General features: G+C 62.1%; 23 protein-coding genes. 19 read left to right on the top strand and 4 right to left on the bottom strand.

The window, feature by feature from the left end; all coding sequences use genetic code 11:
* Position 1 precedes the first annotated feature (1 nt).
* Positions 2-2,533: an ABC transporter permease gene (locus tag SKZ59_RS04280; RefSeq protein ID WP_319990920.1), complete on the bottom strand. Its 2,532-nt coding sequence runs from the start codon at positions 2,531-2,533 to the stop codon at positions 2-4.
* Positions 2,534-2,569: 36 nt separating this feature from the next.
* Positions 2,570-3,601, bottom strand: a complete 1,032-nt coding sequence (locus SKZ59_RS04275; RefSeq protein WP_319990919.1) for an adenosine deaminase — start codon at positions 3,599-3,601, stop codon at positions 2,570-2,572.
* Between the two features lie 573 nt (positions 3,602-4,174).
* On the opposite strand from SKZ59_RS04275, the gene SKZ59_RS04270 reads away from it, so the two are divergent.
* From SKZ59_RS04270 to SKZ59_RS04205, 14 genes are all read left to right on the top strand, one after another.
* Positions 4,175-6,097: a PrkA family serine protein kinase gene (locus tag SKZ59_RS04270; RefSeq protein ID WP_034754154.1), complete on the top strand. Its 1,923-nt coding sequence runs from the start codon at positions 4,175-4,177 to the stop codon at positions 6,095-6,097.
* A gap of 72 nt (positions 6,098-6,169) precedes the next feature.
* On the top strand, positions 6,170-7,438 hold the full coding sequence (locus SKZ59_RS04265; RefSeq protein WP_128142175.1) for a YeaH/YhbH family protein: 1,269 nt from the start codon (positions 6,170-6,172) through the stop codon (positions 7,436-7,438).
* Entirely contained in the window at positions 7,438-9,039 is a 1,602-nt protein-coding gene (locus tag SKZ59_RS04260; RefSeq protein WP_072455730.1) for a SpoVR family protein, read from the top strand. Before SKZ59_RS04265 ends, SKZ59_RS04260 begins: the two co-directional genes overlap by 1 nt.
* Positions 9,040-9,578: 539 nt before the next feature.
* Positions 9,579-10,235: an energy transducer TonB gene (locus tag SKZ59_RS04255; protein ID WP_034754161.1), complete on the top strand. Its 657-nt coding sequence runs from the start codon at positions 9,579-9,581 to the stop codon at positions 10,233-10,235.
* An 86-nt stretch (positions 10,236-10,321) separates the two neighbouring features.
* A complete protein-coding gene (locus tag SKZ59_RS04250; protein WP_181878028.1) occupies positions 10,322-11,254 on the top strand; it encodes a MotA/TolQ/ExbB proton channel family protein in 933 nt (310 codons plus the stop codon).
* 5 nt (positions 11,255-11,259) lie between these two features.
* A complete protein-coding gene (locus SKZ59_RS04245) occupies positions 11,260-11,688 on the top strand; it encodes an ExbD/TolR family protein (protein ID WP_034754165.1) in 429 nt (142 codons plus the stop codon).
* Positions 11,689-11,793: 105 nt separating this feature from the next.
* On the top strand, positions 11,794-12,225 hold the full coding sequence (locus tag SKZ59_RS04240; protein WP_176741207.1) for an ExbD/TolR family protein: 432 nt from the start codon (positions 11,794-11,796) through the stop codon (positions 12,223-12,225).
* Positions 12,226-12,303: 78 nt separating this feature from the next.
* Positions 12,304-13,515 (top strand): tetratricopeptide repeat protein, encoded by a 1,212-nt coding sequence (locus SKZ59_RS04235; RefSeq protein WP_034754169.1) that lies wholly within the window; start codon positions 12,304-12,306, stop codon positions 13,513-13,515.
* A gap of 242 nt (positions 13,516-13,757) precedes the next feature.
* On the top strand, positions 13,758-14,729 hold the full coding sequence (locus SKZ59_RS04230) for a bifunctional riboflavin kinase/FAD synthetase (RefSeq protein WP_319990918.1): 972 nt from the start codon (positions 13,758-13,760) through the stop codon (positions 14,727-14,729).
* 67 nt (positions 14,730-14,796) lie between these two features.
* The gene (ileS, locus tag SKZ59_RS04225; protein ID WP_319990917.1) at positions 14,797-17,697 is read left to right on the top strand and encodes an isoleucine--tRNA ligase; all 2,901 of its coding nucleotides are present in this window, start codon (positions 14,797-14,799) and stop codon (positions 17,695-17,697) included.
* A gap of 88 nt (positions 17,698-17,785) precedes the next feature.
* Positions 17,786-18,295, top strand: a complete 510-nt coding sequence (lspA, locus tag SKZ59_RS04220) for a signal peptidase II (protein WP_034754175.1) — start codon at positions 17,786-17,788, stop codon at positions 18,293-18,295.
* Between the two features lie 17 nt (positions 18,296-18,312).
* Positions 18,313-19,533, top strand: coding sequence for a bifunctional phosphopantothenoylcysteine decarboxylase/phosphopantothenate--cysteine ligase CoaBC (coaBC, locus tag SKZ59_RS04215; protein ID WP_319990916.1), 1,221 nt, complete (start codon positions 18,313-18,315; stop codon positions 19,531-19,533).
* 35 nt (positions 19,534-19,568) lie between these two features.
* Complete coding sequence (gene dut, locus SKZ59_RS04210; protein WP_034754180.1) at positions 19,569-20,018, top strand: dUTP diphosphatase; 450 nt, start codon at positions 19,569-19,571, stop codon at positions 20,016-20,018.
* Between the two features lie 137 nt (positions 20,019-20,155).
* The gene (locus SKZ59_RS04205) at positions 20,156-21,259 is read left to right on the top strand and encodes a M48 family metallopeptidase (RefSeq protein ID WP_070303583.1); all 1,104 of its coding nucleotides are present in this window, start codon (positions 20,156-20,158) and stop codon (positions 21,257-21,259) included.
* 31 nt (positions 21,260-21,290) lie between these two features.
* Here the strand turns inward: SKZ59_RS04205 and SKZ59_RS04200 are convergent, their stop codons facing one another.
* Positions 21,291-21,431, bottom strand: a complete 141-nt coding sequence (locus tag SKZ59_RS04200) for a hypothetical protein (protein ID WP_162995759.1) — start codon at positions 21,429-21,431, stop codon at positions 21,291-21,293.
* 97 nt (positions 21,432-21,528) lie between these two features.
* Here SKZ59_RS04200 and SKZ59_RS04195 point away from each other — a divergent pair, with 97 nt between their 5' ends.
* The 5 genes from SKZ59_RS04195 (at position 21,529) to SKZ59_RS04175 (ending at position 25,288) form a co-directional block, all read left to right on the top strand.
* On the top strand, positions 21,529-22,536 hold the full coding sequence (locus tag SKZ59_RS04195; protein ID WP_319990915.1) for an XdhC family protein: 1,008 nt from the start codon (positions 21,529-21,531) through the stop codon (positions 22,534-22,536).
* An 80-nt stretch (positions 22,537-22,616) separates the two neighbouring features.
* Positions 22,617-23,528, top strand: a complete 912-nt coding sequence (locus SKZ59_RS04190) for a DNA-3-methyladenine glycosylase 2 (protein WP_319990914.1) — start codon at positions 22,617-22,619, stop codon at positions 23,526-23,528.
* Positions 23,529-23,585: 57 nt separating this feature from the next.
* Positions 23,586-23,957, top strand: coding sequence for a hypothetical protein (locus SKZ59_RS04185; protein WP_071322330.1), 372 nt, complete (start codon positions 23,586-23,588; stop codon positions 23,955-23,957).
* A gap of 21 nt (positions 23,958-23,978) precedes the next feature.
* Positions 23,979-24,500 carry an RNA polymerase sigma factor gene (locus tag SKZ59_RS04180; RefSeq protein ID WP_034754194.1) on the top strand — a complete coding sequence of 174 codons (522 nt, stop codon included), beginning with the start codon at positions 23,979-23,981 and terminating at the stop codon, positions 24,498-24,500.
* Positions 24,497-25,288: an anti-sigma factor gene (locus tag SKZ59_RS04175; RefSeq protein WP_319990913.1), complete on the top strand. Its 792-nt coding sequence runs from the start codon at positions 24,497-24,499 to the stop codon at positions 25,286-25,288. The genes SKZ59_RS04180 and SKZ59_RS04175 overlap by 4 nt, the downstream gene beginning before the upstream one ends.
* Here SKZ59_RS04175 and SKZ59_RS04170 read toward each other — a convergent pair.
* The gene (locus tag SKZ59_RS04170; protein WP_319990912.1) at positions 25,285-26,505 is read right to left on the bottom strand and encodes an MFS transporter; all 1,221 of its coding nucleotides are present in this window, start codon (positions 26,503-26,505) and stop codon (positions 25,285-25,287) included. The genes SKZ59_RS04175 and SKZ59_RS04170 overlap by 4 nt on opposite strands.
* Positions 26,506-26,531 lie beyond the last annotated feature (26 nt).

Genomic DNA, 26,531 nt, shown 5'->3' with positions numbered 1-26,531 from the left:
ACTAGCCTTCGCGCAGGGTCTGCAGCGGCGGATGTTTGAGCACATTGCGCAAGCCCAGCCAGCCGCCGGCGATCGCGCACAGGGCGCCGGCCAGCAGGCCGAACGCCCACACGCCGGGCGCGAAGCTCCAGGCGAACTTGAACTGGTACGTGGCCAGGGCCCAGCCCATGGCGGCCGCGCCCGATGCCGCCAGCAAGCCGGCCAGCGCGCCGACGAGGGAAAACTCGATCAGCTGCGCCTGCGCCAGCTGGCGCCGCGTGGCGCCCAAGGCGCGCAGCAAGCCCGCTTCGCGCGTGCGCTCGTCCTGCGAACCCATCAGGGCCGCATACAGCACCAGCAAGCCCGACGCCAGCGTGAAGGCGAAGAGGAATTCGACGGCCGTGACCACTTGGTCCAGCACGCCCTGAATCTGTTTGAGCACGCCGCCCACGTCGACCACCGTCAGGTTCGGGTAGTCGCGCAGCAGAGCATTCCCCAGGTCCGCCTGCGCGGGCGGCAGGTGAAACGCCGTGATCCACGTCTGCGGCGTGTCCGCCATGGCCGCCGGGTTGATGATGACGAAGAAATTGACGCGCATCGAGCCCCATTCCAGCTTGCGCAAACTCGTGATGGCCGCTTCCACAGGCTGGCCGGCGATGTCGAAGCGCAGCTTGTCGCCCAGTTTCAGCTTCAGGGTCTTGGCGATACCCTCTTCCACCGACGCTTCGGCAGGCGCGCCTGCCGTATTGGCGAACCACTTGCCGGCCACCAGTTTGTTTTCTTCCTGCATCGTGGCCATCGTCGACAGATTGAATTCGCGGTCGGCCAGGCCCTTGGCGCGGTCATCCTCGTACGTGGTTTCCGTGATGGCGTTGCCGTTCACGGCCACCAGGCGCCCGCGTATCATCGGATACAAAGGCGCGTTGGCCACGCCCGCTTGCGACAGGCGCGCGGCGATCGGCTCTTTCTGTTCGGGCAGGATATTGATCATGAAACGGTTCGGCGCGTCCGGCGGCGTGGCATTACGCCAGGCCACCATCAGGTCGCCGCGCACCACCGTCAGCAGCAGCAAGGCCATCAAGCCCAGGGCCAGCGACACCACCTGGATGACGGTGGCGCCCGGGCGGCGCTGCAAGGACGTGACGGCAAAGCGCCAGCCCTGGTGGTTGAAAACGCCGCGCAGGGTTTTCAGCGACTTGATGCCCAGCCAGCCGGCCAGCGCGAACAGGGCGAAGCCGCCGAGGAAACCGGCCGCCGTCAGCAGCGCCAGTTTCACGTCGCCCGCCTGCCACAACAGCAGCACGACGAAGGCGGCGATGCCCAGGCCATACGTGGCCACGGCCAGCGCCTGCGGCGGCTCCTGCTCGCGGCGGATCACGCGGTTGTGCGGGACATTGCGCAACTGCAAAATCGGCGGCAGGGCAAAACCCAGCAAGAGCAGCATGCCGGTGGCCACGCCTTGCAGCGCGGGCAGCATGGACACGGGCGGCAAGTCGTTCTGCACCAGTTTTCCCAATAACTCCAGCAGCACCAGGTGGCCGCCGAAACCCACTATCACGCCGACGACGCTGCCGGCCAGGCCGACGAGCAGGAATTCAATCACGTACATGGCCGTGACCTGGTTTTGCGTCAATCCCAGGCAGCGCAGCATGGCGCACGCGTCCAGGTGGCGCAGCATGAAGCGGCGCGCGGCCATGGCCACGGCGACAGCCGCCAGCATGGCCGACAGCAAGCCGACGAGGGACAGGAAACGGTCGGCGCGGTCCAGGGTCGACTGCATCTGCGGGCTACCCGATTCCAGCGATTCGATGCGCACGCCCTTGATGGCCTGCGTCTTGATCTGGCTTTCCAGCCTGGCTTGATATTGCGCAAGCTCGGCGGCCTTGGCCGGTGGCGCCGACAGCAGCAGCCGGTACGACACGCGCGAGCCGTTCTGCACCAGCGCCGTGGCGGCCAGGTCGCCCAGGGGCAGCATGACTCTCGGGGCGAAGTTCAAGAAGGACGCGCCGCGGTCCGGTTCGCTGGCGATCAGTTGCGTGACCGTAAATGCCTTGTCACCGAGGGTCAGGGTGTCGCCCAGCTTGGCATTCAGGCTGGACAGAATCGCCGCATCGACCCACAGGGTGCCGGGCGCCGGCACCTGGTCCGTGGGTCGTCCCACGGCATCCTGCGCTTCGCTCAGTTTGGTCGTGATTTTCAGCTTGCCCCGCTGCGGGTAGCCGGGCGAGACGGCCTTGATGGACGCCAGCTGCGACAGCGACTGCTCGCCCTCGCCCGCCTGCGCCATGCTGGGAAACGTCACCGTATCGGCCAGGATGAAGCCGCGCTCGAGCGCTTCGGCGCGCCAGGCCGCATTGACGGGCTGGTCGGCGTTGATGACGAGATCGGCCCCCAGCAGCTGGTGCGCGTCGCGGTTCAGGCCCGCGCGCAGGCGGTCGACGAAGAAGCCGACGGCCGACAGGGCCGCCACGGCGACGATCAGCGCGACGAGCAGGAAACGCAGTTGCCCGGCGCGCCAGTCGCGGCCGGTCATTTTCAGGGAGAGGCGGAACATGGGCGGCGGGTCTTTATGCGAATTGGTTGTGATGCGTTATTGCGCGATGCCGTGGGCAGCCGCGTGCTGGGCGAAATACGCATCGACGGTGGCGAGGAAGGCGTCTTTCTGTGCCTGCGGCAGGAAGGCGGCGATGAAACCGTTGCGCGCCAGGCGATGCGCGTGGGACAGGCCCAGTGGCAGCGCGTCGAAGATGGCGTCGAAATTGTCGTTCATGTAGCCGCCGAAATACGCGGGATCGTCCGAGTTCACCGTCACCAGCAGGCCGGCGTCGAGCAGTTGCACCAGGTTATGGTCATGCATCTGGTCGAACACGCGCAGCTTGGTGTTCGACAGCGGGCAGACGGTCAGGGCGATCTGTTCGCGCGCCAAACGGGCCGTCAGTTCCGCGTCTTCCAGGCAGCGCACGCCATGGTCGATGCGTTCGACCTGCAAGTCGTCGAGCGCCGTGCGGATGTAGGCTGGCGGACCTTCCTCGCCCGCGTGGGCCACCAGGTGCAGGCCCAGCTCGCGGCAACGGGCGAATACGCGCGAGAATTTCTCGGGCGGGTTGCCCACTTCCGACGAGTCGAGGCCGATGCCGATGAATTTGTCGCGGTACGGCAAGGCGTCTTCCAGGGTCTCGAACGCCTCTTCCTCGCTCAGGTGGCGCAGGAAGCACAGGATCAGGGCCGCGCTGACGGGGCTGTCCTGGCAGGCGCGGTGGATGCCGTTGATCACGTCGGCCATGGCCACGCCGCGCGCCGTGTGGGTTTGCGGATCGAAGAAGATTTCAGTATGCAAGACGTTATCGGCCTCGGCGCGCTGCAGGTAGGCTTGCGTCATGTCGTAGAAATCCTGCTCTTTCAAGAGCACGCTTGCGCCAGCGTAATAAATGTCGAGAAAAGACTGCAAATCCGTAAAAGCATAGGCGCTGCGCAAGTGTTCCACGGATTCATAGCCAAGCGGCACGCCATTGCGCGCTGCCAGTGCGAAAATCAGTTCCGGCTCCAGCGAGCCTTCGATATGGATATGCAGTTCGGCCTTCGGCATGCCGCGGACGATCGCGCGCAATTGGGGGTTCATCATGGGTGTTCCTTATAGGGTGACGATAAAAATGCTGGCTCGCGCACGCGCGGCGCGCAGGGCCATCAGACATGCAGGCATCTTAGCGCAAGATGGCCAGCCTCACCGGCGACCGGCCGCCATGGCGCCGGCTGCGGCAGCGCCACGGCCGGCATCGGCACGCGCTGGCGAATTGTCGTATGATGGTTTAAAAGGCCTACAAAGGTTCATTGAAATTGAGGAAAAATTTGATGATTTATCCAATTAAATCAACAATTTACAAACAAGTATTAAGGATATGCTGACATATCTTTTGACTTCCTGATCCTTTAGAGCAATAATTAATTTCATGGGGTAAAGGTAAGTGCAACAAGCGCTATCAACAGTGAAAAAATAAGCCGGCTGGCCACGTCAGCACACGGCATCAAGCGCCAGTTTTTTGGTCCGGGCAATCCGGACTCGCAAAGACAGCCGGGCTTGAAACAACAATAAAAATCGGTACGGGGTACAGAAAAAATTCAGACGGCAAGCCCAGGCGAGTGCCAGGCGGGCGGCCATGGTGACTGGCAGTTCAGGTTTACATTAAAGGACATTGACATGACCATTTTTGATAACTATGCAGCACGCTACGAGCGCACCCGCGAAGAGGAAATGTCGCTCACCGAATACCTGGCCCTGTGCAAGAAGGACAAGCTGACGTATGCCAGCGCGCCCGAACGCATGCTGGCCGCCATCGGCGAGCCGCAGCTGGTCGACACGCGCAACGACACGCGCTTGTCGCGCATCTTCGCCAACAAGGTGATCAAGATCTATCCCGCCTTCCGCGAGTTCTACGGCACCGAGGAAGTGATCGAGCAAGTCGTCTCGTATTTCCGCCACGCGGCGCAAGGCCTGGAAGAACGCAAGCAGATCCTGTACTTGCTGGGGCCTGTCGGCGGCGGCAAGTCATCCATCGCGGAAAAACTCAAGTCGCTGATGGAACACGTGCCCTTCTATTGCCTGAAAGGCTCGCCCGTCAACGAATCGCCGCTGGGCCTGTTCAACGAGGAAGAGGACGGCACCATCCTGGAAGAGGATTACGGCATCCCGCGCCGCTACCTGCGCAACATCCCCAGCCCGTGGGCCGTGAAACGCCTGCATGAATACAATGGCGATATCAACCAGTTCCGCGTCGTCAAGCGCTATCCTTCCGTGCTGAAACAGATCGCCATCTCGAAAACGGAGCCGGGCGACGAGAACAATCAGGATATTTCCTCGCTGGTGGGCAAGGTCGACATCCGCAAGCTGGAAGACTATGCCCAGGACGACCCGGACGCCTACAGCTATTCGGGCGGCCTGTGCCTGGCCAACCAGGGCTTGATGGAATTCGTGGAAATGTTCAAGGCGCCGATCAAGGTCTTGCACCCCTTGCTGACGGCCACGCAGGAAGGCAACTACAAGGGCACGGAAGGCTTTGGCGCGATTCCGTTTGACGGCATCATCCTCGCCCACTCGAACGAGTCGGAATGGAAGACGTTCAAGAACAACCGCAACAACGAGGCGTTTCTTGACCGTATCTATATAGTCAAGGTGCCGTATTGCCTGCGCGTGTCCGATGAAATCAAGATCTACGACAAACTGGTGGCCAATTCTTCGCTCGTCAAGGCGCCGTGCGCGCCCGGCACCCTGCGCATGATGGCGCAGTTCGCCATCCTGTCGCGCTTGAAGGACCCGGAAAACTCGAGCATCTTTTCGAAGATGCTCGTCTACGATGGCGAAAACCTCAAGGATACGGACCCGAAAGCCAAGTCCATGCACGAATACGTCGATTACGCGGGCGTGGACGAGGGCATGAACGGTCTGTCGACGCGCTTTGCCTTCAAGATCCTGTCTAAGGTGTTCAACTTTGACAATTCCGAAGTGGCCGCCAATCCCGTGCATCTATTATATGTACTGGAACAGCAGGTCGAGCGCGAGCAGTTCGCGCCGGAACTCGAGCAACGCTACTTCTCGTATATTAAAGAGCATCTGGCGCAGCGCTATGTGGAATTCATCGGCAAGGAGATCCAGACGGCGTACCTGGAAAGCTATTCGGAATACGGGCAGAATATCTTCGACCGCTACGTGACGTTCGCCGATTTCTGGATACAGGACCAGGAATACCGCGATCCGGACACGGGCGAAAGTTTTGACCGCGAGTCGCTGAACAATGAACTGGAAAAGATCGAGAAACCGGCGGGCATTTCCAATCCGAAGGATTTCCGCAACGAAATCGTGAACTTCGGCTTGCGCGCCCGGGCTTCGAACGGTGGCAAGAATCCCGCCTGGACCAGTTATGAAAAGTTCCGCACCGTGATAGAAAAGAAAATGTTTTCGAATACGGAGGAATTGCTGCCCGTGATTTCCTTCAATGCCAAGGCCAGCGCCGACGATGCCAACAAGCACGCCGACTTCGTGGCCCGCATGGTGGAAAAAGGCTATACGGCCAAGCAGGTACGCCTGTTATGCGAATGGTACTTGCGCGTACGCAAGTCGTCATAGCGCGGACAGCGGAGGCGCGCTCCCGCCTGACGACCGGCGGGGCGCGCAAGACGAGAGGCAAGGAGGCACCCTTTGACATACCTTATCGACAGGCGCTTGCAAAGCAAGAATAAATCCGCCGTCAACCGCGAGCGTTTCCTGCGGCGTTACAAGGGCCAGATCAAGGATGCCGTGGGGCGCGCCATCAAGGGGCGCTCGATCACGGACGTCGAGAATGGCGAGAAGGTCAGCATCCCCGTCAAGGACGTGGGCGAACCGTCGTTTGGCCACGCGCATGGCGGCGTATGGGAAGTGGTCAATCCCGGCAACAAGGAATACCTGAAAGGCGACCAGATCGCCCGGCCGAAAGGCGGCGGCGGTAGCGGGCGGGGCAAGGCGGGCAATAGCGACGAGACGACGGAAGACGATTTCATCTTTGAGTTGTCGCGCGAAGAATTCATGAATTATTTCTTCGAAGACCTGGAATTGCCGCACATGGTGAAAACCCAGCTGACGGCCACCACGGAATTCAAGAACCAGCGCGCCGGCTACAATATGTCGGGCACGCCATCGAACATCCACGTGCTGCGTTCCTTGCGCGGCGCGCTGGGCCGGCGCATCGCCGTCGGCGGTGGCGCCCGCAAGCAGCTGGCGCAGGCCGAGGAAGACCTGGCAACACTGCTGCACGAAGGGGCGCCCGACAGCGACCCGCTCGTCACGGAACTGCGCCGCCTGATCCACCACCTGCACACGCGATTGCTGGCGATTCCCTTCATCGACCCGTTCGACTTGCGCTACAGCAACCGCATCAAGGTACCGAAGCCGATGACGCAAGCCGTCATGTTCTGCATCATGGACGTCTCCGGCTCCATGGACGAGTCGCGCAAGGACACGGCCAAGCGCTTCTTCATCCTCTTGTATCTGTTCCTCAAGCGCGTCTACGACAAGATCGAGGTGGTCTTCATCCGCCACCATACGGCGGCGGCCGAAGTGGACGAGCATGAATTCTTCAATTCGCGCGAATCGGGCGGCACCGTCGTGTCCTCCGCGCTGCACTTGCTCAATACCATCATCGACGAACGCTATGGCGCCGGACAATGGAACAGCTATGTAGCGCAGGCGTCCGACGGCGACAACTGGGACAACGATTCCATGCTGTGCCGCCAGTTGCTGATCAATACCATCATGCCCAAGGTGCAGTACTACACCTATGTCGAGATCACCGATGGCCCGCAGCAAAACCTGTGGGAGCAATATGCGGGCGTGCTCGACCATCACGCCCATTTCGCCATGCAAAAGATCGTCACGCCGGCCGATATCTACCCGGTCTTCCGCGAACTGTTCAAGAAACAGGTGAAATGATGAGTGCAGCCTTTGACCGCGCCAGCAATACTCCGGGCGAACCGTTCGTGCGCCTGCGCCACCCGAACGCCCTGCCCGAGCAGTCGGAATGGACGTTCGAGCTGATCGAGCAAATCCACGAGGAAATCCGCCGCGTCGCGAAACAGTTTGGCCTCGACACCTATCCGAACCAGCTGGAAATCATCACGGCCGAGCAGATGATGGATGCCTACACGTCGGTAGGCATGCCCGTCTCGTACAACCATTGGTCGTTCGGCAAGCATTTTCTGTCCACCGAGAAAAGCTACAAGCGGGGCCAGATGGGCCTGGCCTACGAGATCGTCATCAACTCGAACCCGTGCATCGCCTATTTAATGGAGGAAAACAGCCTGACAATGCAATCGCTGGTGATCGCGCATGCAGCGTACGGGCACAATTCCTTCTTCAAGGGCAATTACCTGTTCCGCGCCTGGACGGATGCAGACGCCATCATCGACTATATGGTGTTTGCCAAGAATTACATCGCCGAATGCGAACAGCGCCATGGCGTCGACGCCGTGGAACTGCTGCTCGATTCGTGCCACGCCATCCAGAACTATGGCGTGGACCGCTACAAGCGCCCGGCGAAACTGTCGATGGCGAAGGAATATGCGCGCCAGAAAGAGCGCGAAGCCTATGTGCAGTCGCAGATCAACCAGCTGTGGCGCACCCTGCCCCGGCGCGACGAAGACGAGGAGGAGGACGACCAGCGTAAGGCCGCCCCCCGCTTTCCGCCCGAACCCGAGGAAAACCTGCTGTACTTCATCGAGAAGTACGCGCCGCTGCTGGAACCGTGGCAGCGCGAGATGGTGCGCATCGTGCGCAAGATTTCCCAGTATTTCTATCCGCAGCGCCAAACCCAGGTCATGAACGAAGGCTGGGCCACCTTCTGGCACTACACGATATTGAACCAGCTCTACGACGAAGGCGTGGTGGGCGACGGCTTCATGATGGAATTCCTCAAAAGCCATACCAACGTCGTCTACCAGCCGCCCATCGACAGCCCCTATTACAGCGGCATCAACCCGTATGCGCTGGGTTTTGCCATGATGAGCGACATCCGCCGCATCTGCGAGCACCCGACGGACGAAGACCGCGCCTGGTTCCCCGACATGGCCGGCAGCGACTGGCGCAAGAGCCTGGACTTTGCGATGCGCAATTTCAAGGATGAAAGCTTCATCGCCCAGTATCTGTCGCCGCGGCTGATCCGCGAATTCCATTTCTTTGCCGTGCTCGACGACGACAAGAATGAAAAGCTGGCCATTTCCGCCATCCACGACGATGCCGGCTACCGCTACGTGCGCCAGCAGCTGGCCGAGCAGTACAACCTGGGCAACCGCGAGCCGAACATCCAGGTCTGGTCCGTCAATACGCGCGACGACCGCGCCTTGACCCTGCGCCACACGCAATTCCAGCGCCGCCCGCTGAACCAGCAGGCGGCCGAGGTGCTCAAGCACGTGGCGCGGCTGTGGGGCTTCGATGTGCACCTCGATACGGTCGACCCGCAGGGCGTCGTCCTGGGCACCCTGAATTGCCGACGGGAAAAACGCAACCGGCGCGACGACCCCGTTGTCCGGCCATGAAATGATTTGTTGATAATAATCAATGGCAAGAATATAAGCGTTTCCTATGCCTACATAGGAATTCAGTATGGCCTGGCGGCCTCAAATGGGCCGCCAGGACCGCCTTTTTTGACCTGGGTGAAGTGGCTTCCGCACCCGTTTGGTGCGCGCGTGCCGCTAAGTGGTCTGGTTCCGAGGTAAAACATTTCCAAAAGGAAAGATTTTCCTCCAAATTTAGCAGTTTCCATATTGAATATCACGAAATATAATTCCGCCATATGGGCACATCGGAGAACTTAGCAGTGGTAGCCCAAAACGGCTGTAAAAAACCGATAAGACCGCCTTTTTTTCTGTCCGAAAGCGTGCAAAGATGACATAAGCAAGTACGTTTTCAGGGCGCAAAAGCGCCGAAAATTTAACCGGTTTTAGGCGTTAAAAATCTGTGTAAAATAAAGAATTCGTATGTATAATTCGGCGACGTCCCGGATACGGCTGGAGCTTTGTGTCGTCATTTTGGGGTTCAGTTGCAAGACAAGAGATGGTATTTGGAGAAAGCAGGCATGAATTTTTCGAACGAGAAAAGTCCCAAGAACTACACAGGCATCACTATCGTTGTCCTGCTGCACGTTCTCGCGGCTTACGGGATCGTGACGGGCTTGGGCAAGCGGTTGGTCACCAAAATGATGGAACCGGTTGAAACCAAGATTATCGAGGAAGTCAAACCGCCTCCACCGAAGGATCTTCCACCGCCACCACCGCCGCCAGAAATGAAAGCGCCACCGCCGCCATTCATTCCGCCAGTCGAGGTGAACGTGCAGCAGCCGCCACCACAGCAAAACGTGATTGCAAATACGACTGCTGTGAAGCCAGCCACGAATGTATTGGCACCGCCAGCACCGCCTGCACAGCCTGCGCCAACTCCTGGACCAGCCAAATCGGTGCGTACACCGGCCGTGGTTGACTTCAGTGTCTGCGAAAAGCCGGCTTATCCAAAGTCGTCGCAGCGCAATGAGGAAACCGGTGTGGTGACACTGTCGTTCCTGATCGGTGTAGACGGCAAGGTCGCTGATTCGAAGATCGTGAAGTCCAGCGGCTTCAGAGACCTGGACAAAGCCGCGGTGCAAGGTATCAGCCGCTGTACATTTAAGCCGGCAACAGTTGACGGCAAGCCGGAACAAGGCTGGCAGCAAATGCAATACGTTTGGTCGCTGGATTAAAACCCGAGACAGTTATCCCCTGTCTCACACTATGATTTCGTTGTCATTACGTTCAGCGATCTGTTATTTTTAATTTTGGAGGAAGCATGTTTAAGAATACCCGTTTGTCCGCATTTTTTGCCGCGGTTCTGTTGTCCGTTACCGCTACTACCGCTCTGGTAGCAGCTCCGGCATTCGCTGACGCGCCAGCATCGGCAGCAGCTACGGCTCCAGCGGCAGACGCTGCAGCAGCACCAGCACCAGCTGCTGACGCAGCAGCTCCAGCAGCAGACGCAGCCGCTCCAGCCGCTGACGCAGCAGCTCCAGCCAAAACCGAAGAAGTCCACAACCCGTTCGGCCTGCAAGCAGTGTGGGACGGCGGCTTCGTGCCACGCGCCACCCTGATCATCCTGGCCATCATGTCGATCGGCAGCTGGTACATCATCATCACCAAGCTGATGGATCAAATGAAGATCTTCAAGCAAGCTAAAGAAACCGCTGCCAAATTCTGGAAAGCACCTTCGATCGCTGCTGGTTCGGCAACGCTGACCGAAGGCTCGCCATTCCGCTTCATCGCTGAATCGGGCACCAAGGCAACGGCTCACCATGACGGCGCCCTGCTGGAACAAATCGATCTGTCGACCTGGGTGACGATGTCGATCCAGCGCGCTTCGGACAAAGTCCAATCGCGTCTGCAAGATGGCCTGTCGTTCCTGGCAACCGTTGGTTCGACCGCACCGTTTATCGGTCTGTTCGGTACCGTTTGGGGTATTTATGGCGCGCTGACCAACATCGGCATGACCGGTAACGCTTCGATCGATAAAGTTGCAGGTCCAGTTGGTGAAGCACTGATCATGACCGCTTTCGGTCTGCTGGTCGCCGTTCCTGCCGTTCTGGGTTACAACTGGCTGGTGCGTCGTAACAAAACCGCAATGGAAGACGTACGCTCGTTCAGCGCCGACGTTCACTCGGTACTGATCTCCGGCGCAATGTCGACCAGCGAAGCTGGCCGTGCTGCCGGCGCTAAAAAGATCGGATAAGAATCATGTCGATGTCCGTCGGCTCCGACAGCGGAGATGAAGATCAAGTAATGTCAGAAATCAACACGACGCCGCTCGTCGACATCATGTTGGTTTTGCTGATCATTTTCTTGATCACCAGTCCGGTTGTCCTCAAATTGCAGAAAATCGATCTGCCGATCGAGGCCAACCAAGCCCTTCAAAGCAAGCCAGAAAACGTCAACATCGTTGTCAACAAGGATGGCGAGATTTATCTGGGCCAGAAGAAACTGAAAGATACGAGCGAACTGTTCGATTATCTGAAAGTTGAAGCAGTGAAAGTACCGCAGCCGGAAGTACACGTTCGTGGCGACCAAGAAACACGCTACGAATCGATCGGCCGGGTTATTTACACGACCCAACGTGCCGGGATCCAGAAGGTCGGCTTCATCACCGAACCACCTGACAAGGGCTGATAGCGACTGGCAGCGGCGCCCCGGCAACAAGGGCGCGCCACTGCCGGAAGCTGACCGGGCGGCAGTTTCGCCCGGTGCTTCGTTGGACTTCTTAAAGGAAACACTATGAGTATGAATGTCGGTTCGGGAAGCGCTCCAGGCGCGGATCCGGAACCAATGATGGAACTGAACATGACGCCCCTCATCGACGTGATGCTGGTGCTGATTATCATGTTGATCATCACGATTCCTAAGCAAAACCACTCGGTGAACTTGAACATGCCGGTCGGCACCCCGCCGCCACCGACAACCGAACCAGTGGTCGTCACGATCGATGTCGATTTTGACGGTACGATCTTGTGGGACAATCAGGTCGTTCCTGACCGCGCTTCGCTGGAAGCCAAGCTGAGCAACGTCGCTGCGCAAGCAGACCAGCCGGAAGTGCATCTGCGTCCGAACAAGCTGGTGGAATACAAAGTCGTCGCCGGTGTGATGGCGTCGGCGCAGCGTCTGGGCGTGACCAAAATCGGTCTGGTCGGCAACGAGCAATTCCAGTAAGCTGCAGCAATCAGGTTCTCTTTACATCCGAATAGGCAGGACTTCCTGCCTATTCGCTTTTTACTGAAAGACTTTCTTATGTCCAAGTTTCGTCTCGCTCATCTCGGCCTCGTCATGGCCGCTATCGGTTTTACCGCAGCAACTCCCGTAATCGGCCTGGGCTCGCTGGCATACGCCGCGGACACCGTGCGTGCCGAAGTGGGCAAGCCACTGCAAGAAGCGCAAAAACTCGCTAGCAGCGGCAAAAACAAGGAAGCGCTGGCCAAGCTGCGCGAAGCTGACAGCGTCGGCGGCAAGACCGCCTTTGAAAGCTACCAGATCGAGCGCGTGCGCGCCTCGGCCGCTGCTGCCGCCGGCGACAATGGCACCGCCATCAAGGCGTTTGAAGCCGTCATCAATTCCGGCCGCCTGAGCGCCGCCGAAGCCCCCAAATTCACGCAAGCGCTGGCAGGCATGTACTACCGCGCCAAGGACTGGCCGAACACCATCACCTGGATCAAACGTTCGCTGAAAGACCGCGAAGATCCACAGATGCGCGAACTGCTGATCCAGACCTACTACGTCAGCGGCAACTACGCCGAAGCGGCGAAGGAACTGCAATCGCGCGGCGGCAACTCGGAAGCGAGCCTGCAAATGCTGGCCAACATCCAGCTGAAACAGAACGACAAGGCCGGCTATGTCGCCACCCTGGAAAAACTGGCATCGAGCTATCCGAAAACCAGCTACTGGGCCGACCTGCTGAACCGCGTTTCCGGCAAACCTGGCTTCTCGCAGCGCCTGGGCCTGGACGTCCAGCGCCTGCGCCTGGCCAACGGCCTGTTCACCAAGCCATCCGAATACATGGAAATCAGCCAGCTGGCCCTGCAAGCAGGCAATCCTGGCGAAGCGCTGGCCATCATCGAGCAGGGCTACAAAAAAGGCGTGCTGGGCACCGGCACCGATGCCGCCCGTCACCAGCGCCTGAAAGACCTGGCCCTGAAGACCCAGGCTGACCTGAAGGCCAACGCCGCCAAGTCGGAAGCGGAATACGTCAAGAACAAGGACGCCGACAGCTTGAGCAAGCTGGGCTTCGCCCTGGTCTACGATGGCCAAGCCGACAAAGGCCTGGGCCTGATGAATGACGCCGTGAAAATGGGCACCGCCAAGTATCCGGAAGAAGCCAAGCTGCATCTGGGCATTGCCTACATCCACGCCGGCAAGAAATCCAACGCATCGACCGCGCTGAAAGCCGTCAAGGGCACGGATGGCGCTGCAGATCTCGCCCGTTACTGGGCCCTGATGAACAAATAAGACAACACGTCCAGGGCGTTGTTACCGCGTCTCGCCGTACATTCGTACTGTCTTCGACGCGGCGCCTAGCCCTGAACATGTTGTGAAGCCCTTAGTTAGCGAAAAGCGTTGCCAGCACACTCGCCGGCAACGCTTTTTATCATTTCAGCAGGGAAATTGCCCCTGCGCCCGCCCTGCCGGGTGTGCATCCCTGAAACAGTCCGTATAATCCCCCTTTTGGCACAGTTTTTCATCAGATTCCTATGAAGGTATTCCGCGGACTTCCCAATGCCCAGGCACGAGCGCCTTGCGCTCTGACCATCGGCAATTTTGACGGTGTCCACATCGGCCATCAGGCCTTGCTGGCGCGCGTGCGCGAAGCTGCAACCGAACTCGGCATCGAAGCGGCCGTGATGACGTTCGAGCCGCACCCGCGCGAATTCTTCGCGCAGCGCTCGGGCGACCTGTCGAAGGCGCCGCAGCGCATCGCCAACCTGCGCGACAAGCTGCAATCGCTGGACGACGCCGGCATCGACCGTGTCGTCGTCGAGCACTTCAGCGCCCAGTTTGCCGCCCTGACGCCGCAGGAATTCACGGAAAAAGTCCTCGTCGACGGCTTGCACGTGAAATGGCTGATGGTCGGCGACGACTTCTGCTATGGCGCCCGGCGCGCCGGCGACGTGGCCATGCTGCAGGAAGCGGGCCGCCAATACGGTTTCCACGTAGAAACTTTACCGACGGTGATGAATGGCAGCACGCGCATCTCCTCGTCGGCCGTGCGCCTGGCCCTGGCCGCCGGCGATTTCCCGCTGGCCACGCAGTTGCTCGGCCATCCATACGCCATTTCCGGCCACGTCATCCACGGCCAGAAGCTGGGCCGCACTCTCGGTTTCCCCACCCTGAACCTGCGCGTGGCGCACCGCCCCGCCCTGTCCGGCATCTTCATCGTGCAGGTACACGGCCTGGGACCGGCACCGCTGCCCGCCGTGGCCAGCCTCGGCGTGCGCCCCACCGTCGACGACAGCGGCCGCGTCTTGCTGGAAGTGCATTTGTTCGATTTCGCCCAGTCCTGCTACGGCAAGCTGGTACGCGTGGAATTCCTGGAAAAGCTGCGCGACGAAGAAAAGTACGACGACTTGCCCACCCTGACGGCCGCCATCGAGCGCGACTCGAACCAGGCGCGCGCCTACTTCGAGCAGCGCAGCGGCGCCATTACCGCCACCGACCGAATTTGACGCCGGCCAACTCCGCCGACTGGCGGCACCTGCCGCCGCAAACCATTCAATATCATTAAAGAAGATTATGTCCGATCAAAACAAGCCAGCCACGCCCAAGCAGAACAAGAAGCCTGAAAGCAAATACCCGGTCAACATGACGGAAACCCCATTCCCGATGCGCGGCGACATGGCCAAGCGCGAGCCTCAATGGGTACAGCAATGGCAAGACAAGAAGATCTACGAGCGCGTGCGCAAGGCTGCCGCCGGCCGTCCGAAATTCATCCTGCATGACGGCCCGCCGTACGCGAATGGCGACATCCACCTGGGCCACGCCGTCAACAAGATCCTCAAGGATATGGTCGTCAAGTCGCGCTCGCTGGCCGGCTTCGACGCGCCCTATGTACCGGGCTGGGATTGCCACGGCATGCCGATCGAGATCCAGATCGAAAAACTGCACGGCAAGAACCTGCCTACGGCCGAAGTGCTGGAAAAAGCGCGCGCCTACGCCAACGTGCAGGTCGAGCGCCAGAAGAAAGACTTTATCCGCCTGGGCGTGCTGGGCGAGTGGGACAACCCCTACCTGACGATGGCGCACGGCAATGAAGCGGACGAATTGCGCGCGCTGGGCAAGCTGCTGGAAAAAGGCTATGTCTACCGCGGCCTGAAACCGGTCAACTGGTGCTTCGACTGCCAGTCGGCCCTGGCCGAAGCGGAAGTGGAATACGCGGAAAAACGCGATCCCGCCATCGATGTCGGCTTCAAGTTCGCCGAGCCGGCCAAACTGGCGGCCGCCTTCGGCCTACCATCGCTGCCGACCGATAACGGTTTCATCGTCATCTGGACCACGACGCCGTGGACCATCCCGTCGAACCAGGCGCTGAACGTGCACCCGGAAGTCAAATACGCGCTGGTGAAAGCCGAGCGCGATGGCCAGCCATTGCTGCTGATCCTGGCGCAAGACCTGGTCGTGGCCAGCCTGGCGCGCTTCAAGCTCGAAGGCACGACGATCGCCACCTGCGACGGCGCGGCCCTGGCCGGCATCAGCTTCCGCCACCCGCTGCATGCGAGCGACGCTTTCTATGACCGCCTGTCGCCCTTGTACCTGGCCGAATACGTGACCACGGAAAGCGGCACGGGCGTGGTGCACTCGGCGCCAGCCTACGGCCTGGACGACTTCATCTCGTGCAAGGCGCACGGCATGAAGGACGACGACATCATCAAGCCCGTCATGGGCGACGGCAAGTTCGCCTCGACCCTGCCCCTGTTCGGCGGCATGACCATCTGGGAAGCGTCGAAGCCGATCTGCAACGCCCTGCGCGAAGCGGGCGCGCTGTTCGAAGTCAAGATGTTCGACCACAGCTATATGCATTGCTGGCGCCATAAGACGCCGATCATCTACCGCGCCACCTCGCAGTGGTTCGCCGGCATGGACGTGACGCCGAAAGACGGCGGCGCGACCCTGCGCGAGACGGCCTTGAAAGGCATCGCCGACACCGAATTCTTCCCGGACTGGGGCCAGGCGCGCCTGCACGGAATGATCGCCAACCGTCCCGACTGGACCCTGTCGCGCCAGCGCCAGTGGGGCGTGCCGATGGCCTTCATCGTGCACAAGGAAACGGGCGACCTGCATCCGCGCACGCCGGAATTGCTGGAGCAAGTGGCCAAGCTGATCGAAAAAGACGGCATCGAGGCATGGCAGGCGCTCGATCTGAAAGACCTGATCGGCGACGAAGCGGCCATCTACGCGAAGAACAAGGACACCTTGGACGTGTGGTTCGATTCCGGCGCCACGCACCAGACGGTGCTGGGCGGCCCGCAAGGCCACGGTTCGCACTCGACGCAGCTGCAATTCCCGGCCGACCTGTACCTGGAAGGCTCGGACCAGCATCGCGGCTGGTTCCACTCGTCCTTGCTCGTGTCCTCGATGCTCAATGGCCGTCCGCCATACAAAGCCCTGCTGACGCACGGCTTCACGGTCGATGGCGAAGGCAAGAAGATGTCTAAGTCGCTGGGCAACACCCTGGCGCCGCAAAAGATCTCGGACACCCTGGGCGCGGACATCCTGCGCCTGTGGATCGCCTCGACCGACTACACGGGCGAGCTGTCAATCTCCGACGAAATCCTGAAACGCGTGACGGAATCGTACCGCCGCATCCGCAACACCCTGCGCTTCCTGCTGGCGAACACCTCGGACTTCAATCCGGCCACGGACGCCGTGCCGGTGGCGCAGATGTTCGAGATCGACCGCTATGCGCTGGCCAACATGGCATCGCTGCAAACGCAGATCGAGAACAACTACGCGCGCTACGAGTTCCACCCGGTCGTGTCGAAGCTGCAGACGTACTGCTCGGAAGACCTGGGCGGCTTCTACCTGGACATCCTGAAAGACCGTCTGTACACCTCGGGCCTGACGTCGCACGCGCGCCGTTCGGCGCAAACGGCCCTGTGGCACATCACGCAAAGCCTGCTGCGCCTGATGGCCCCGGCCCTGTCGTTCACGGCCGAAGAAGCATGGGCCGTCTTCGCAGGAAGCGAAGCGTATGCCGCCAGCGATGAAACCATCTTCACGCAAACCTGGTGGCAACTGCCGGAAGTGGCGGATGCCGCCGGCCTGCTGGAGAAATACACGGCCCTGCGCGCCGTGCGCACGGACGTGACGAAACAGCTGGAAGACTTGCGCACCTCTGGCGCCATCGGTTCGTCGCTGCAGGCGGAACTGACGATCAAGGCCGCGCCGATGAAGTACAAGCTGCTGACCACCCTGGGCGAAGACTTGAAGTTCGTCTTCATCACCTCGCAGGCAACCGTGGCTGAAGTGGCCGACGAAGCGGCAGAAGAGGTGGTCGTGGCCGCGTCGACGGCGCCGAAGTGCGAGCGCTGCTGGCACTACCGTGCGGACGTGGGTACGGACGCCGCGCATGCTACCCTGTGCGGCCGCTGCGTCAGCAATCTGTTTGGCGCGGGCGAGAAACGCCGCTTCGCCTAAAACAGCAAGCCGGGGCTGGATGACTTCCGCCCCGCTCCCACCGCCGCTGCCCCAAGGGTAGCGGCGGCTTTATCTTCCCTGGAAAAATATGGCCACTAAAAACCGTTTTTCATCGAAATCGTCATCGTCTGCGTCGCTCGTGCCATGGCTGGGCATTGCCGCCATCGTCATCCTGTTCGACCAGATCACCAAGATCACAATCCTGAAGACCTTCCGTTATGCGCAGGAGATGGTCATCACCTCGTATTTCAACCTGGTGCTCGCGTATAACAAGGGCGCCGCGTTCAGCTTCCTGTCCGACCAAGGCGGCTGGCAGCGCTATTTCTTCACCGGCATCGCCCTGGCAGCCGCCATCTACATCATCTATCTGCTGAAAAAGCACGCGGGCCAGCGCATGTTCTGCTGGGCCCTGGCGCTGATACTCGGCGGTGCGCTGGGCAACGCCATCGACCGCCTGATGTACGGCCACGTGGTCGACTTCCTCGACTTCCACTGGAAAAGCTGGGGCCATTTCCCCGCTTTCAATATCGCCGACAGCGCCATCTGCATCGGCGCGGCCCTGTTCATCATCGATGAACTGCGCCGGGTAAACAAATAAACACGCGGGAGAACGGCATGGAATTGTCCGGCAAAAAAATCGTCCTGGGACTGTCAGGCGGCGTCGCCTGCTACAAGGCGGCGGAACTGTGCCGCGCGCTGACAAAGGCCGGCGCCTCGGTGCAAGTGGTGATGACGGATGCGGCCAGCCACTTCATCACGGCCGTCACGATGCAGGCGCTGTCCGGCCACCCCGTTCACACGAGCCAGTGGGATGCCCGCATCGACAACAACATGGCGCATATCGATTTGACGCGCCATGCGGACGCCATCCTGATCGCGCCGTGTTCGGCAGACTTCATGCGCAAGCTCGCGCATGGCGTGTGCGACGACCTGCTGTCGACCCTGTGCCTGGCCCGTCCCGCCCACCTGCCCCTGCTGGTGGCGCCGGCCATGAACGTGGAAATGTGGCAGAACCCGGCCACGCAACGCAATGTGCAGCAGTTGCGCGACGACGGTATCAAGCTGTTCGGCCCGGCCGCCGGCGAACAGGCATGCGGCGAAGTGGGCCTGGGCCGCATGCTGGAACCGGAACAGCTGCTGACGGAGCTGATCGCCGCCTTCCAGCCGAAAGTCCTGGCGGGCAAGCGCGTGCTGGTCACGGCCGGCCCCACGTTCGAAGCCATCGACCCCGTGCGCGGCATCACCAATCTGTCCTCGGGCAAGATGGGCTATGCGGTGGCGCGCGCAGCGCGCGAAGCGGGCGCCGAAGTGCTGCTCATTTCCGGCCCAACTGCCCTGGACGCGCCATTCGGCGTGCGCCGCATCGACGTGCAAAGCGCGCAGCAGATGCATGATGCCGTGCTGGCCCACGTCGACGGCCAGCACGTCTTCGTCGCCGTGGCCGCCGTCGCCGACTGGCGCGTGGCCAACGCCAGCGACCAGAAGATGAAAAAGCAGGCCGACGGCTCCGTGCCCGAACTGCAGTTCGTGCAAAACCCCGACATCCTGGCCACCGTGGCGGCACGCACCAACCTGGCCGGCTATCCGTACTGCGTGGGCTTTGCCGCCGAATCGGAAAACCTCGTGGAATTCGGCTCGACCAAGCGTGAAAAGAAGGGCATTCCCCTCCTGGTCGGCAATATCGGCCAGAACACGTTTGGCCAGGACGACAACACCATCATCCTGTTCGACGAGGAAGGCCATACCGTGCTGCCGCGCGCCTCGAAACTGAACCTGGCGCGCCAGCTGATTTCGGAAATCTCGAAGCGCATTGCCAAGAATTCGCTGCTCAAATAATCCCATTAAACGACTTAGCTTAGTTAGTTAGATTCATGAAAAATATCGACATCAAGATCCTCGACGCCCGCATGAAAGAACTGCTTCCGGCCTACGCCACGCCCGGCAGCGCCGGCCTGGACCTGCGCGCCTGCATAGCCTCAGCGATCACCATCGAAGCCGGCCAGACCGTGCTCATTCCCACTGGCCTGGCCATCCACATCGGCGACCCGTCGTATGCGGCCATGATTTTGCCGCGCAGCGGCATGGGCCACAAAAACGGCATCGTATTGGGGAATCTGGTAGGCTTGATCGACTCCGATTACCAGGGCCAGCTGATGGTATCGACCTGGAACCGGGGCCAGAGCGCTTTCACGCTCAATCCCATGGAACGCCTGGCGCAACTGATTATCGTGCCGGTGCTGCAAGTGGGCTTTAACGTCGTCGAGGAATTCGGCGACAGCGAACGCGGTGTTGGCGGTTTCGGCAGCACCGGCAAACATTAACAGCGACTGACAAACCGTAGCGAGCGGATGTGAGTTGTGGCTGAGAAGCGGAGCTGTGCGAATGCACAGTGAGCATCGGAGGCCGCAAATCGCGCCGCGCAGTAGGTTTTGTCAGGAGCTACACGAAGGAATAGTCCATGCCAGGTTTCCGCCATCTGATCCCAGCCCCAACTTCGCTGCGCCGATTGGCCACTCCTCTCCTGTTGGCCAGTGCGGCCATCCTCGCTGGTTGCACCACCCCGATGACGAATGTCAGCGGCCCGTTCAACGTCGTGCCGGCGCCCGATGCGCCCGCGCCGACGGCGCAGCAAAAGGCGGCGCAGGAAGAACTGGTGAAGATGGTGGCGCTGCAGGACCGCCTGTCGAAAGTCTCGGCGCCCCTGCTGATCAACAATGCGGACCTGTGCAAGACGTATGCGCGCAACCTGCTGGGCTTCACGGCGCAGAACAAGTATTCCTACCCTGGCATCTATGCCGACGCGGCGCAGGCGGCGCTCGGCTATGGCGAACAGATGCAGGTGTCCGGCGTCCTGCCGGGCAGCGGCGCCGCGCGCGCCGGCTTGCGCAAGGGCGACGGCTTGCTGGCCGCCGAAGGCAAGCCGCTGCCGGCCGGCCCGAAAGCGGAAGGCCCGTTCGGCGCCATCGTCGGCCCGCTGGCCTCGAAAAGCGCAAGCCTGAACATGACCATCGCCCGCGACGGCCAGCAGCAGGACCTCAAAATTCCCGTCACGCGCGCCTGCGCCTTCCGCGTCGCCCTGGGCAATGCGGACAATATCAACGCGTATTCAGACGGCGGACGTATCATGCTCACGCGCGGCATGGTCAATGCGGCGCAAAACGACGAAGGCATCGCCTTCGTCATCGCCCGCGAAATGGCGCACAACATCCTCGACCACGCGCGCAGCCAGCGCACGGCAGGCACGGCCGGCAGCATCATCGACAGCCTCGGTGCCGTGCAGCCCGACGTGTCAATGCTGACGGGCGCCGCCGGCATCAAGGCCATGCCGCAGGAACTCGACGTGCAAGCCGACACCCTGGCCATCTACCTGCTGGCGCGCGCCGGCTACAACGTCGACAACGCCGCCCGCTTCTGGCAGCGCCTGGCCGCGCAAGTGCCGGCGACAGTCGCCAACGGCTACACGGCCCTGCACCCGGGTACCAACTCGCGCATGGCGGCCGTCAACCGCGCCGTCATCGACGTGCGCGCAAAGCAGGCGGCGAAAAAGCCGTTGAAGCCTTAAACGCCAAAGGCGCCTGATGCAGCAGGTTTGCTCAGGCGCCGGGGAAATTCGGAAAGTAGGTGCCCATGACCCAGGTCAGGGCGCCGCAAAACACCACCGCCAGGAACAGGGCGATGAGCAGTTTGCCAAACTTGGGGATGCCGTCATCTTGCGTCTTTTGGTCGTTCGACATGAAACTCTCCGCAGGCTGTTGGAGAGCGTAGTATAGCCACAATATTAAAAAATATTCCATACTTTGCCGCCTACCTGCGGCTTTCCTTCCGCGCCCCATGGACAGCATCGACCTTGAAGTTCTGAAAACCAGCGCCGCCTGGCTCGCCGCCGGCCACCGCTGCGAACTCGTCACCGTCATCAAGACGTGGGGTTCCAGCCCCCGCCCCGTGGGCGCCACCCTGGCCATCTGCGACGATGGCACGGTGGTCGGTTCCGTTTCCGGCGGCTGCATCGAAGATGATTTGATCGATACCGTGCGCGTGCACGGCATCGTGCGCACGCAGCCGGAAATCGTCAGCTACGGCATCAGCGCGGACGAGGCGCACCGCTTCGGCCTGCCCTGCGGCGGCACCATCGAACTGGCCATCGAACCGCTGCATGCGGACAGCAAGGTGGCCGAACTGCTGGCGCGCCTGGAAGCGCATGAACTGGTCGAACGCCGCCTGGATCTCGATAGCGGCGCCGTCACCCTGCGGCGCGCCACGCCGGGGGCCGTGCTGGCCCTGGAAGACGGCATGCTCACCACCCAGCACGGCCCGCGCTGGCGCTTGCTGATCATCGGCGCCAGCCAGCTGTCACGCTTCGTGGCGCAGATCGCCACGGCCATGGATTACCACGTCATCGTCTGCGACCCGCGCGAGGAATACCGGGGCGGCTGGAACGTGCCCGGCGTGCCCCTGCTGCACGCCATGCCGGACGACCTCGTGCTCGAACTCAAGCTCGATAGCCGCAGCGCCGTCGTCGCCCTCACGCACGACCCCAAGCTCGACGACCTGGCCCTGATGGAAGCGTTGAAATCGCCCGCGTTCTACGTGGGCGCGATCGGCTCGCGCGCGAATAACGCCAAGCGCCGCGAACGGCTGCTGCAGTTCGACGTCAGCGCAGAACAGCTGGCGCGCCTGCATGGACCCATAGGCCTGTACATCGGCAGCAAGACGCCGGCCGAAATCGCCATTTCCATCCTGGCCGAACTGACGGCCGTGAAAAATGGCGTGCCCGAGACTCTGCAGATCCAGCACGCGGCGGCCCTGAGTCCACCCAGCACCGACATCTGCGCGCGCTAAGGTAAAAAGCAAGAAACGCGGTGCGCCCGCATCGGCCCCCTGATACCGTCCCTGATACGCTCCCTAATTTCCTGCCCACCATGACCCTGTTGCACTGGACCCTCCCCCTGCCCGCCGGCTACCGCCGCGACGACGTCATCGCCTTCCACAGCCGCGATGGCGAAGCCGTGGCCGAACAGGTCACCGAGACTGGACTGCGCAAGGGCATCCTGATGCAGGGCGTGCCGGTCGTGCTGGACGTGGCCTTCACGGACGCTGCGGCCATCTGCCAGGCGGACATCGATGGCGATACCGATGCCGGCCTTCAAACACCGCTGCACGGCGCCTTGCTCAACATCCTCGGCCTGCGCATCGACCCGCAGCCGTTCGCGCAACTGGCCGCCGGCGACCCGCTACTGGCGCCTCTGGTCAGCGTCAATCCGGGCCTGCGCATCGTGCAATCGGCCAGCCCTTTCGAAGCGCTGACCTGGGCCATCATCGGCCAGCAGATCAACCTGCCGTTCGCCATTTCCCTGCGCCGTACTTTCATTCTGCAGGCGGGACGCCGGCACACCAGCGGCTTGTGGTGCTATCCCGAGGCGCGCGACGTGGCACGGTTGTCGGTGGAAGATCTGACCAGCCGCAAATTCTCGCGCGCCAAGGCGGAAACCGTGCTGCGCCTGGCACGCCTCGTCGATGAGGGAGAACTGCCGCTGGAGCTGCCGCCTTCCGGTGACGTGGCGGCGATATCGCAAGCGCTGCTGGCCGTGAAGGGCATCGGCCCGTGGACCGTCAACTACGCGCTGCTGCGCGGCTACGGCTATGCCGACTGCTCGCTGCACGGCGACGTGGCCATCCGCGCCGCCCTGCAAAAGCTGCTCGGCGAAGTAACGAAACCTGACATGGCGCGCACGGAACAGTGGCTGCGCCAGTACGCGCCGCACCGCACCATGGCGGCGGCCCACCTGTGGGCCAGCCTGCATCCAAAAAATAATCCGCCAGCGCGGGAATAAACGGCGGGCGACACGCGTCTATCCCTTGCAAGCCCCCAAAACCTCAAGGAGACCATCATGCGCTTTACCACTTTCGCCGCCACCGCCCTGTTCACCGCCTTGTCCGCCCCGCTGGCGTTCGCCGCCGACGTCATGCCCGCCAACGGCATGCTGGTCAACGCCAGCGGCATGACCGTCTACGTGTTCGACAAGGATGTCGCCGACAGCGGCAAGAGCGCCTGCAGCGGTGGCTGCCTGGTGGCCTGGCCCGCCGTCATCGCCACCGAAGCGGCGCCCGCCGCCCCGTATGGCAGCATCAAGCGCGAAGACAACGGCGCCATGCAGCTGACCTACAAGGGCAAGCCTCTGTACCTGTACAAGGAAGACAAGAAGCCGGGCGACGTGGCCGGCGACAATTTCAAGAATGTGTGGCACATCGTCAAGCCGTAAGCAGCCCTTCCCGCCGCCACGATGACCACGCAAGACGATAGCCGCCAGCTGCAAGCGTGCCTGCCCGGCCTGCGCCGCTATGCGCGCGCGCTGGCGGGCGCCCTGCACGCGGACGACCTGGTGCAGGACACCGTGGAGCGGGCCTGGCGCAAGCTCGATCAGCGGCAGCGCGGCGGCGAGATGCGGCCCTGGCTGTTTTCCATCATGCATAACCTGCACGTGGACCAGTTGCGCCGCCCCGGCCTGGCGCTGCAGGAGCTCGACGACGACGCCCTGCTGCCCGCGCCCGAGCGTACGCCGGGGCAGTCCATCGCCATCGGCGAAATGGATGCGGCGCTGGCCCGCTTGCCGCTGGGGCAGCGCGAAGTGATCCTGCTCGTCGCGCTGGAACAGATGCCGTACGAGCAGGTGGCGGCCACCCTGGACATCCCCGTCGGCACCGTGATGTCGCGTTTATCGCGCGGGCGCGAGCGGCTGCGCGAACTGCTCGACGGCCGCCCCGTTGGCAGCCATGGCGCCCCCACCCTGAAAGTCGTGAAATGACAACGCAAGCCATCAGCGAAGCGCAATTGCACGCCCTGGCCGACGGCGTCCTGCCCGAGGAACAGCGCGCGGCCATCGACGACCACCTGCGCGCGCATCCAGAAGACGCCGCCCGAGTCGACGCCTGGCGCGAACAGAACCGGCAACTGCGCGCCCTGTTCGATCCCGTGCTGGACGAAGCCGTGCCGCCGACGCTGCTGCAAGCGACATCGCCAGCGGCGGCGAACGGCACCTGGCAGCGCCCCGCCATGCAGGCGGCAGCGGCCGTCGTGCTGGTGCTTGCTGGCGGCATGGGCGGCTGGCTGCTGCGCGGCGATGCCGGCGACAGCATCACTGCCAGCGCCAGCCCGATCTCCCTGGCGCGCAGCGCCGCCATCGCCCATGCCGTCTACACGCCCGAAGTGCGCCACCCCGTCGAGGTGGGCGCGGAACAGGAGGCGCACCTGGTGCAATGGCTGTCGAAACGCCTGGGTACGAAATTGCAGCCGCCCGCGCTGTCGCCGCTCGGTTATCGCTTGATCGGCGGACGCTTGCTGCCCGGCGATGGCGACGGCCCCGTGGCGCAATTCATGTATGAAGATGGCGGCGGCAAGCGCCTGACCCTGTACGTGGCGAAAGAGCGGGCCGGCAGGCAGGAAACGGCCTTCCGCTACACGCAGGAAAAGGAATTGAGCGTGTTTTACTGGATCGACGGCCAGCTCGGTTATGCCCTCTCGGCGAACCTGCCCAAGCAGGAACTGGGCAAGATCGCCGGCGCCGTGTACGCGCAGCTGGAACAGCCGCGTTAAGTTAAGGTTGGCGCGCGCCGCTGTGCGCCTGATCCGGCGAGGTGGATCGCTCCGGCCAGCAAGCCCAATACAACGCCAAACACCGCCACGCCCGTCCAGCCGAAACGCTGCATCAGCCAGCCGCTCACCGCCACGCCGGCGGCGCCGCCGATGAAGGTCGCCGTCATGTACAGGCTGTTGATGCGGCCCTGGGCGGCCGGATCGACGGCAAAGGCGCGCGTCTGGTTGGCTACCAGGGCGGCCTGCACGCCGATGTCGAGCACGATGACGCCGATCACCAGCAAGGCCAGCGACGAGGCGGCGCCCGCCAGCAGCAGGTAGGACAAGGTCACGATGGCGATGCTCAATCCAATGACCGTGCGCGAACCGAGTCTGTCGGTGGCCCTGCCGCCCACAGTGGCGGCCAGCGCGCCGGCCGCGCCGATGATGCCGAAGGCGCCGGCCCAGGCGCTGCCCAGATGCCATGGGCCGTTGGCCAGCAGCGAGGCCAGGTTGACCCAGAACGCATTGAAGCACGCCCACAACAGCGCCTGGATCAGCATCGATTCGCGCAGGGGACGATGGTCGCGCGCCAGTGGCCACAACGACGCCAGCAAGCCAAGGTAGGAGAGCTGGCTACCCGGTTTCCCGCGTGGCAGCAAGGCCGCCGCCGCGATCCACACGGGCACCATGAATGCCGCTTCCATGGCGTACACGGCGCGCCAGCCCCAGGCCTCGCCCACCACGCCGGCCACCGTGCGCCCGAGCAGGATGCCCACCATGATGCCGCTGACCACCGTGCCGACGGAACGGCCGCGCTCAGCGGGCGGCGACATGCTCGCGGCGAGCGGCACCAGTTGCTGCGGCACGCAGCTGACGATGCCCAGGCCAAACGAAGCGCCGATCAGCGGCCAGATGCCCGGTGCCAGCGCCGCCGCCAGGGCGCAAACGAAAGCCAGCGCGATCTGCCCCAGCACCAGGGTGCGCCGGTCGACGCGGTCGCCCAGCGGCAGCAGCAGCGCCAGCCCCGTGGCAAAGCCCAGCAGCGCCGCGCCGGCGACCAGGTTGACGGCCGCCAGATCGACACCGAGGCCGGACTGGATCAGGGGCAGGATAGGCTGGGTGCAATAGATGTTGGTGATGACCGCACCAGCGATTACCGCCATCATGAGGATCTTGCCGCGCGGCGCGGACGCCACGGTGTGTGCATCGGGCGGGGGAATGGGTGTGGGGCGCATGGCGCTCTCCTTTCAAGTTGCCGCGG

The sequence above is a fragment of the Janthinobacterium sp. GMG2 genome (genome assembly GCF_033949445.1).
GTDB lineage: Bacteria > Pseudomonadota > Gammaproteobacteria > Burkholderiales > Burkholderiaceae_D > Janthinobacterium > Janthinobacterium aestuarii.
The sequence above is the reverse complement of the archived record's forward strand: the minus strand, read 5'-3'. Positions and strand labels throughout refer to the sequence as shown.

Coding starts and splice junctions, on each gene's coding strand:
- SKZ59_RS04280 (WP_319990920.1), bottom strand. CDS start 2,533: ATGTTCCGCCTCTCCCTGAAAATGACCGGCCGCGACTGGCGCGCCGGG.
- SKZ59_RS04275 (WP_319990919.1), bottom strand. CDS start 3,601: ATGATGAACCCCCAATTGCGCGCGATCGTCCGCGGCATGCCGAAGGCC.
- SKZ59_RS04270 (WP_034754154.1), top strand. CDS start 4,175: ATGACCATTTTTGATAACTATGCAGCACGCTACGAGCGCACCCGCGAA.
- SKZ59_RS04260 (WP_072455730.1), top strand. CDS start 7,438: ATGAGTGCAGCCTTTGACCGCGCCAGCAATACTCCGGGCGAACCGTTC.
- SKZ59_RS04255 (WP_034754161.1), top strand. CDS start 9,579: ATGAATTTTTCGAACGAGAAAAGTCCCAAGAACTACACAGGCATCACT.
- SKZ59_RS04250 (WP_181878028.1), top strand. CDS start 10,322: ATGTTTAAGAATACCCGTTTGTCCGCATTTTTTGCCGCGGTTCTGTTG.
- SKZ59_RS04245 (WP_034754165.1), top strand. CDS start 11,260: ATGTCGATGTCCGTCGGCTCCGACAGCGGAGATGAAGATCAAGTAATG.
- SKZ59_RS04240 (WP_176741207.1), top strand. CDS start 11,794: ATGAGTATGAATGTCGGTTCGGGAAGCGCTCCAGGCGCGGATCCGGAA.
- SKZ59_RS04235 (WP_034754169.1), top strand. CDS start 12,304: ATGTCCAAGTTTCGTCTCGCTCATCTCGGCCTCGTCATGGCCGCTATC.
- SKZ59_RS04230 (WP_319990918.1), top strand. CDS start 13,758: ATGAAGGTATTCCGCGGACTTCCCAATGCCCAGGCACGAGCGCCTTGC.
- ileS (WP_319990917.1), top strand. CDS start 14,797: ATGTCCGATCAAAACAAGCCAGCCACGCCCAAGCAGAACAAGAAGCCT.
- lspA (WP_034754175.1), top strand. CDS start 17,786: ATGGCCACTAAAAACCGTTTTTCATCGAAATCGTCATCGTCTGCGTCG.
- coaBC (WP_319990916.1), top strand. CDS start 18,313: ATGGAATTGTCCGGCAAAAAAATCGTCCTGGGACTGTCAGGCGGCGTC.
- dut (WP_034754180.1), top strand. CDS start 19,569: ATGAAAAATATCGACATCAAGATCCTCGACGCCCGCATGAAAGAACTG.
- SKZ59_RS04205 (WP_070303583.1), top strand. CDS start 20,156: ATGCCAGGTTTCCGCCATCTGATCCCAGCCCCAACTTCGCTGCGCCGA.
- SKZ59_RS04200 (WP_162995759.1), bottom strand. CDS start 21,431: ATGTCGAACGACCAAAAGACGCAAGATGACGGCATCCCCAAGTTTGGC.
- SKZ59_RS04195 (WP_319990915.1), top strand. CDS start 21,529: ATGGACAGCATCGACCTTGAAGTTCTGAAAACCAGCGCCGCCTGGCTC.
- SKZ59_RS04190 (WP_319990914.1), top strand. CDS start 22,617: ATGACCCTGTTGCACTGGACCCTCCCCCTGCCCGCCGGCTACCGCCGC.
- SKZ59_RS04185 (WP_071322330.1), top strand. CDS start 23,586: ATGCGCTTTACCACTTTCGCCGCCACCGCCCTGTTCACCGCCTTGTCC.
- SKZ59_RS04180 (WP_034754194.1), top strand. CDS start 23,979: ATGACCACGCAAGACGATAGCCGCCAGCTGCAAGCGTGCCTGCCCGGC.
- SKZ59_RS04175 (WP_319990913.1), top strand. CDS start 24,497: ATGACAACGCAAGCCATCAGCGAAGCGCAATTGCACGCCCTGGCCGAC.
- SKZ59_RS04170 (WP_319990912.1), bottom strand. CDS start 26,505: ATGCGCCCCACACCCATTCCCCCGCCCGATGCACACACCGTGGCGTCC.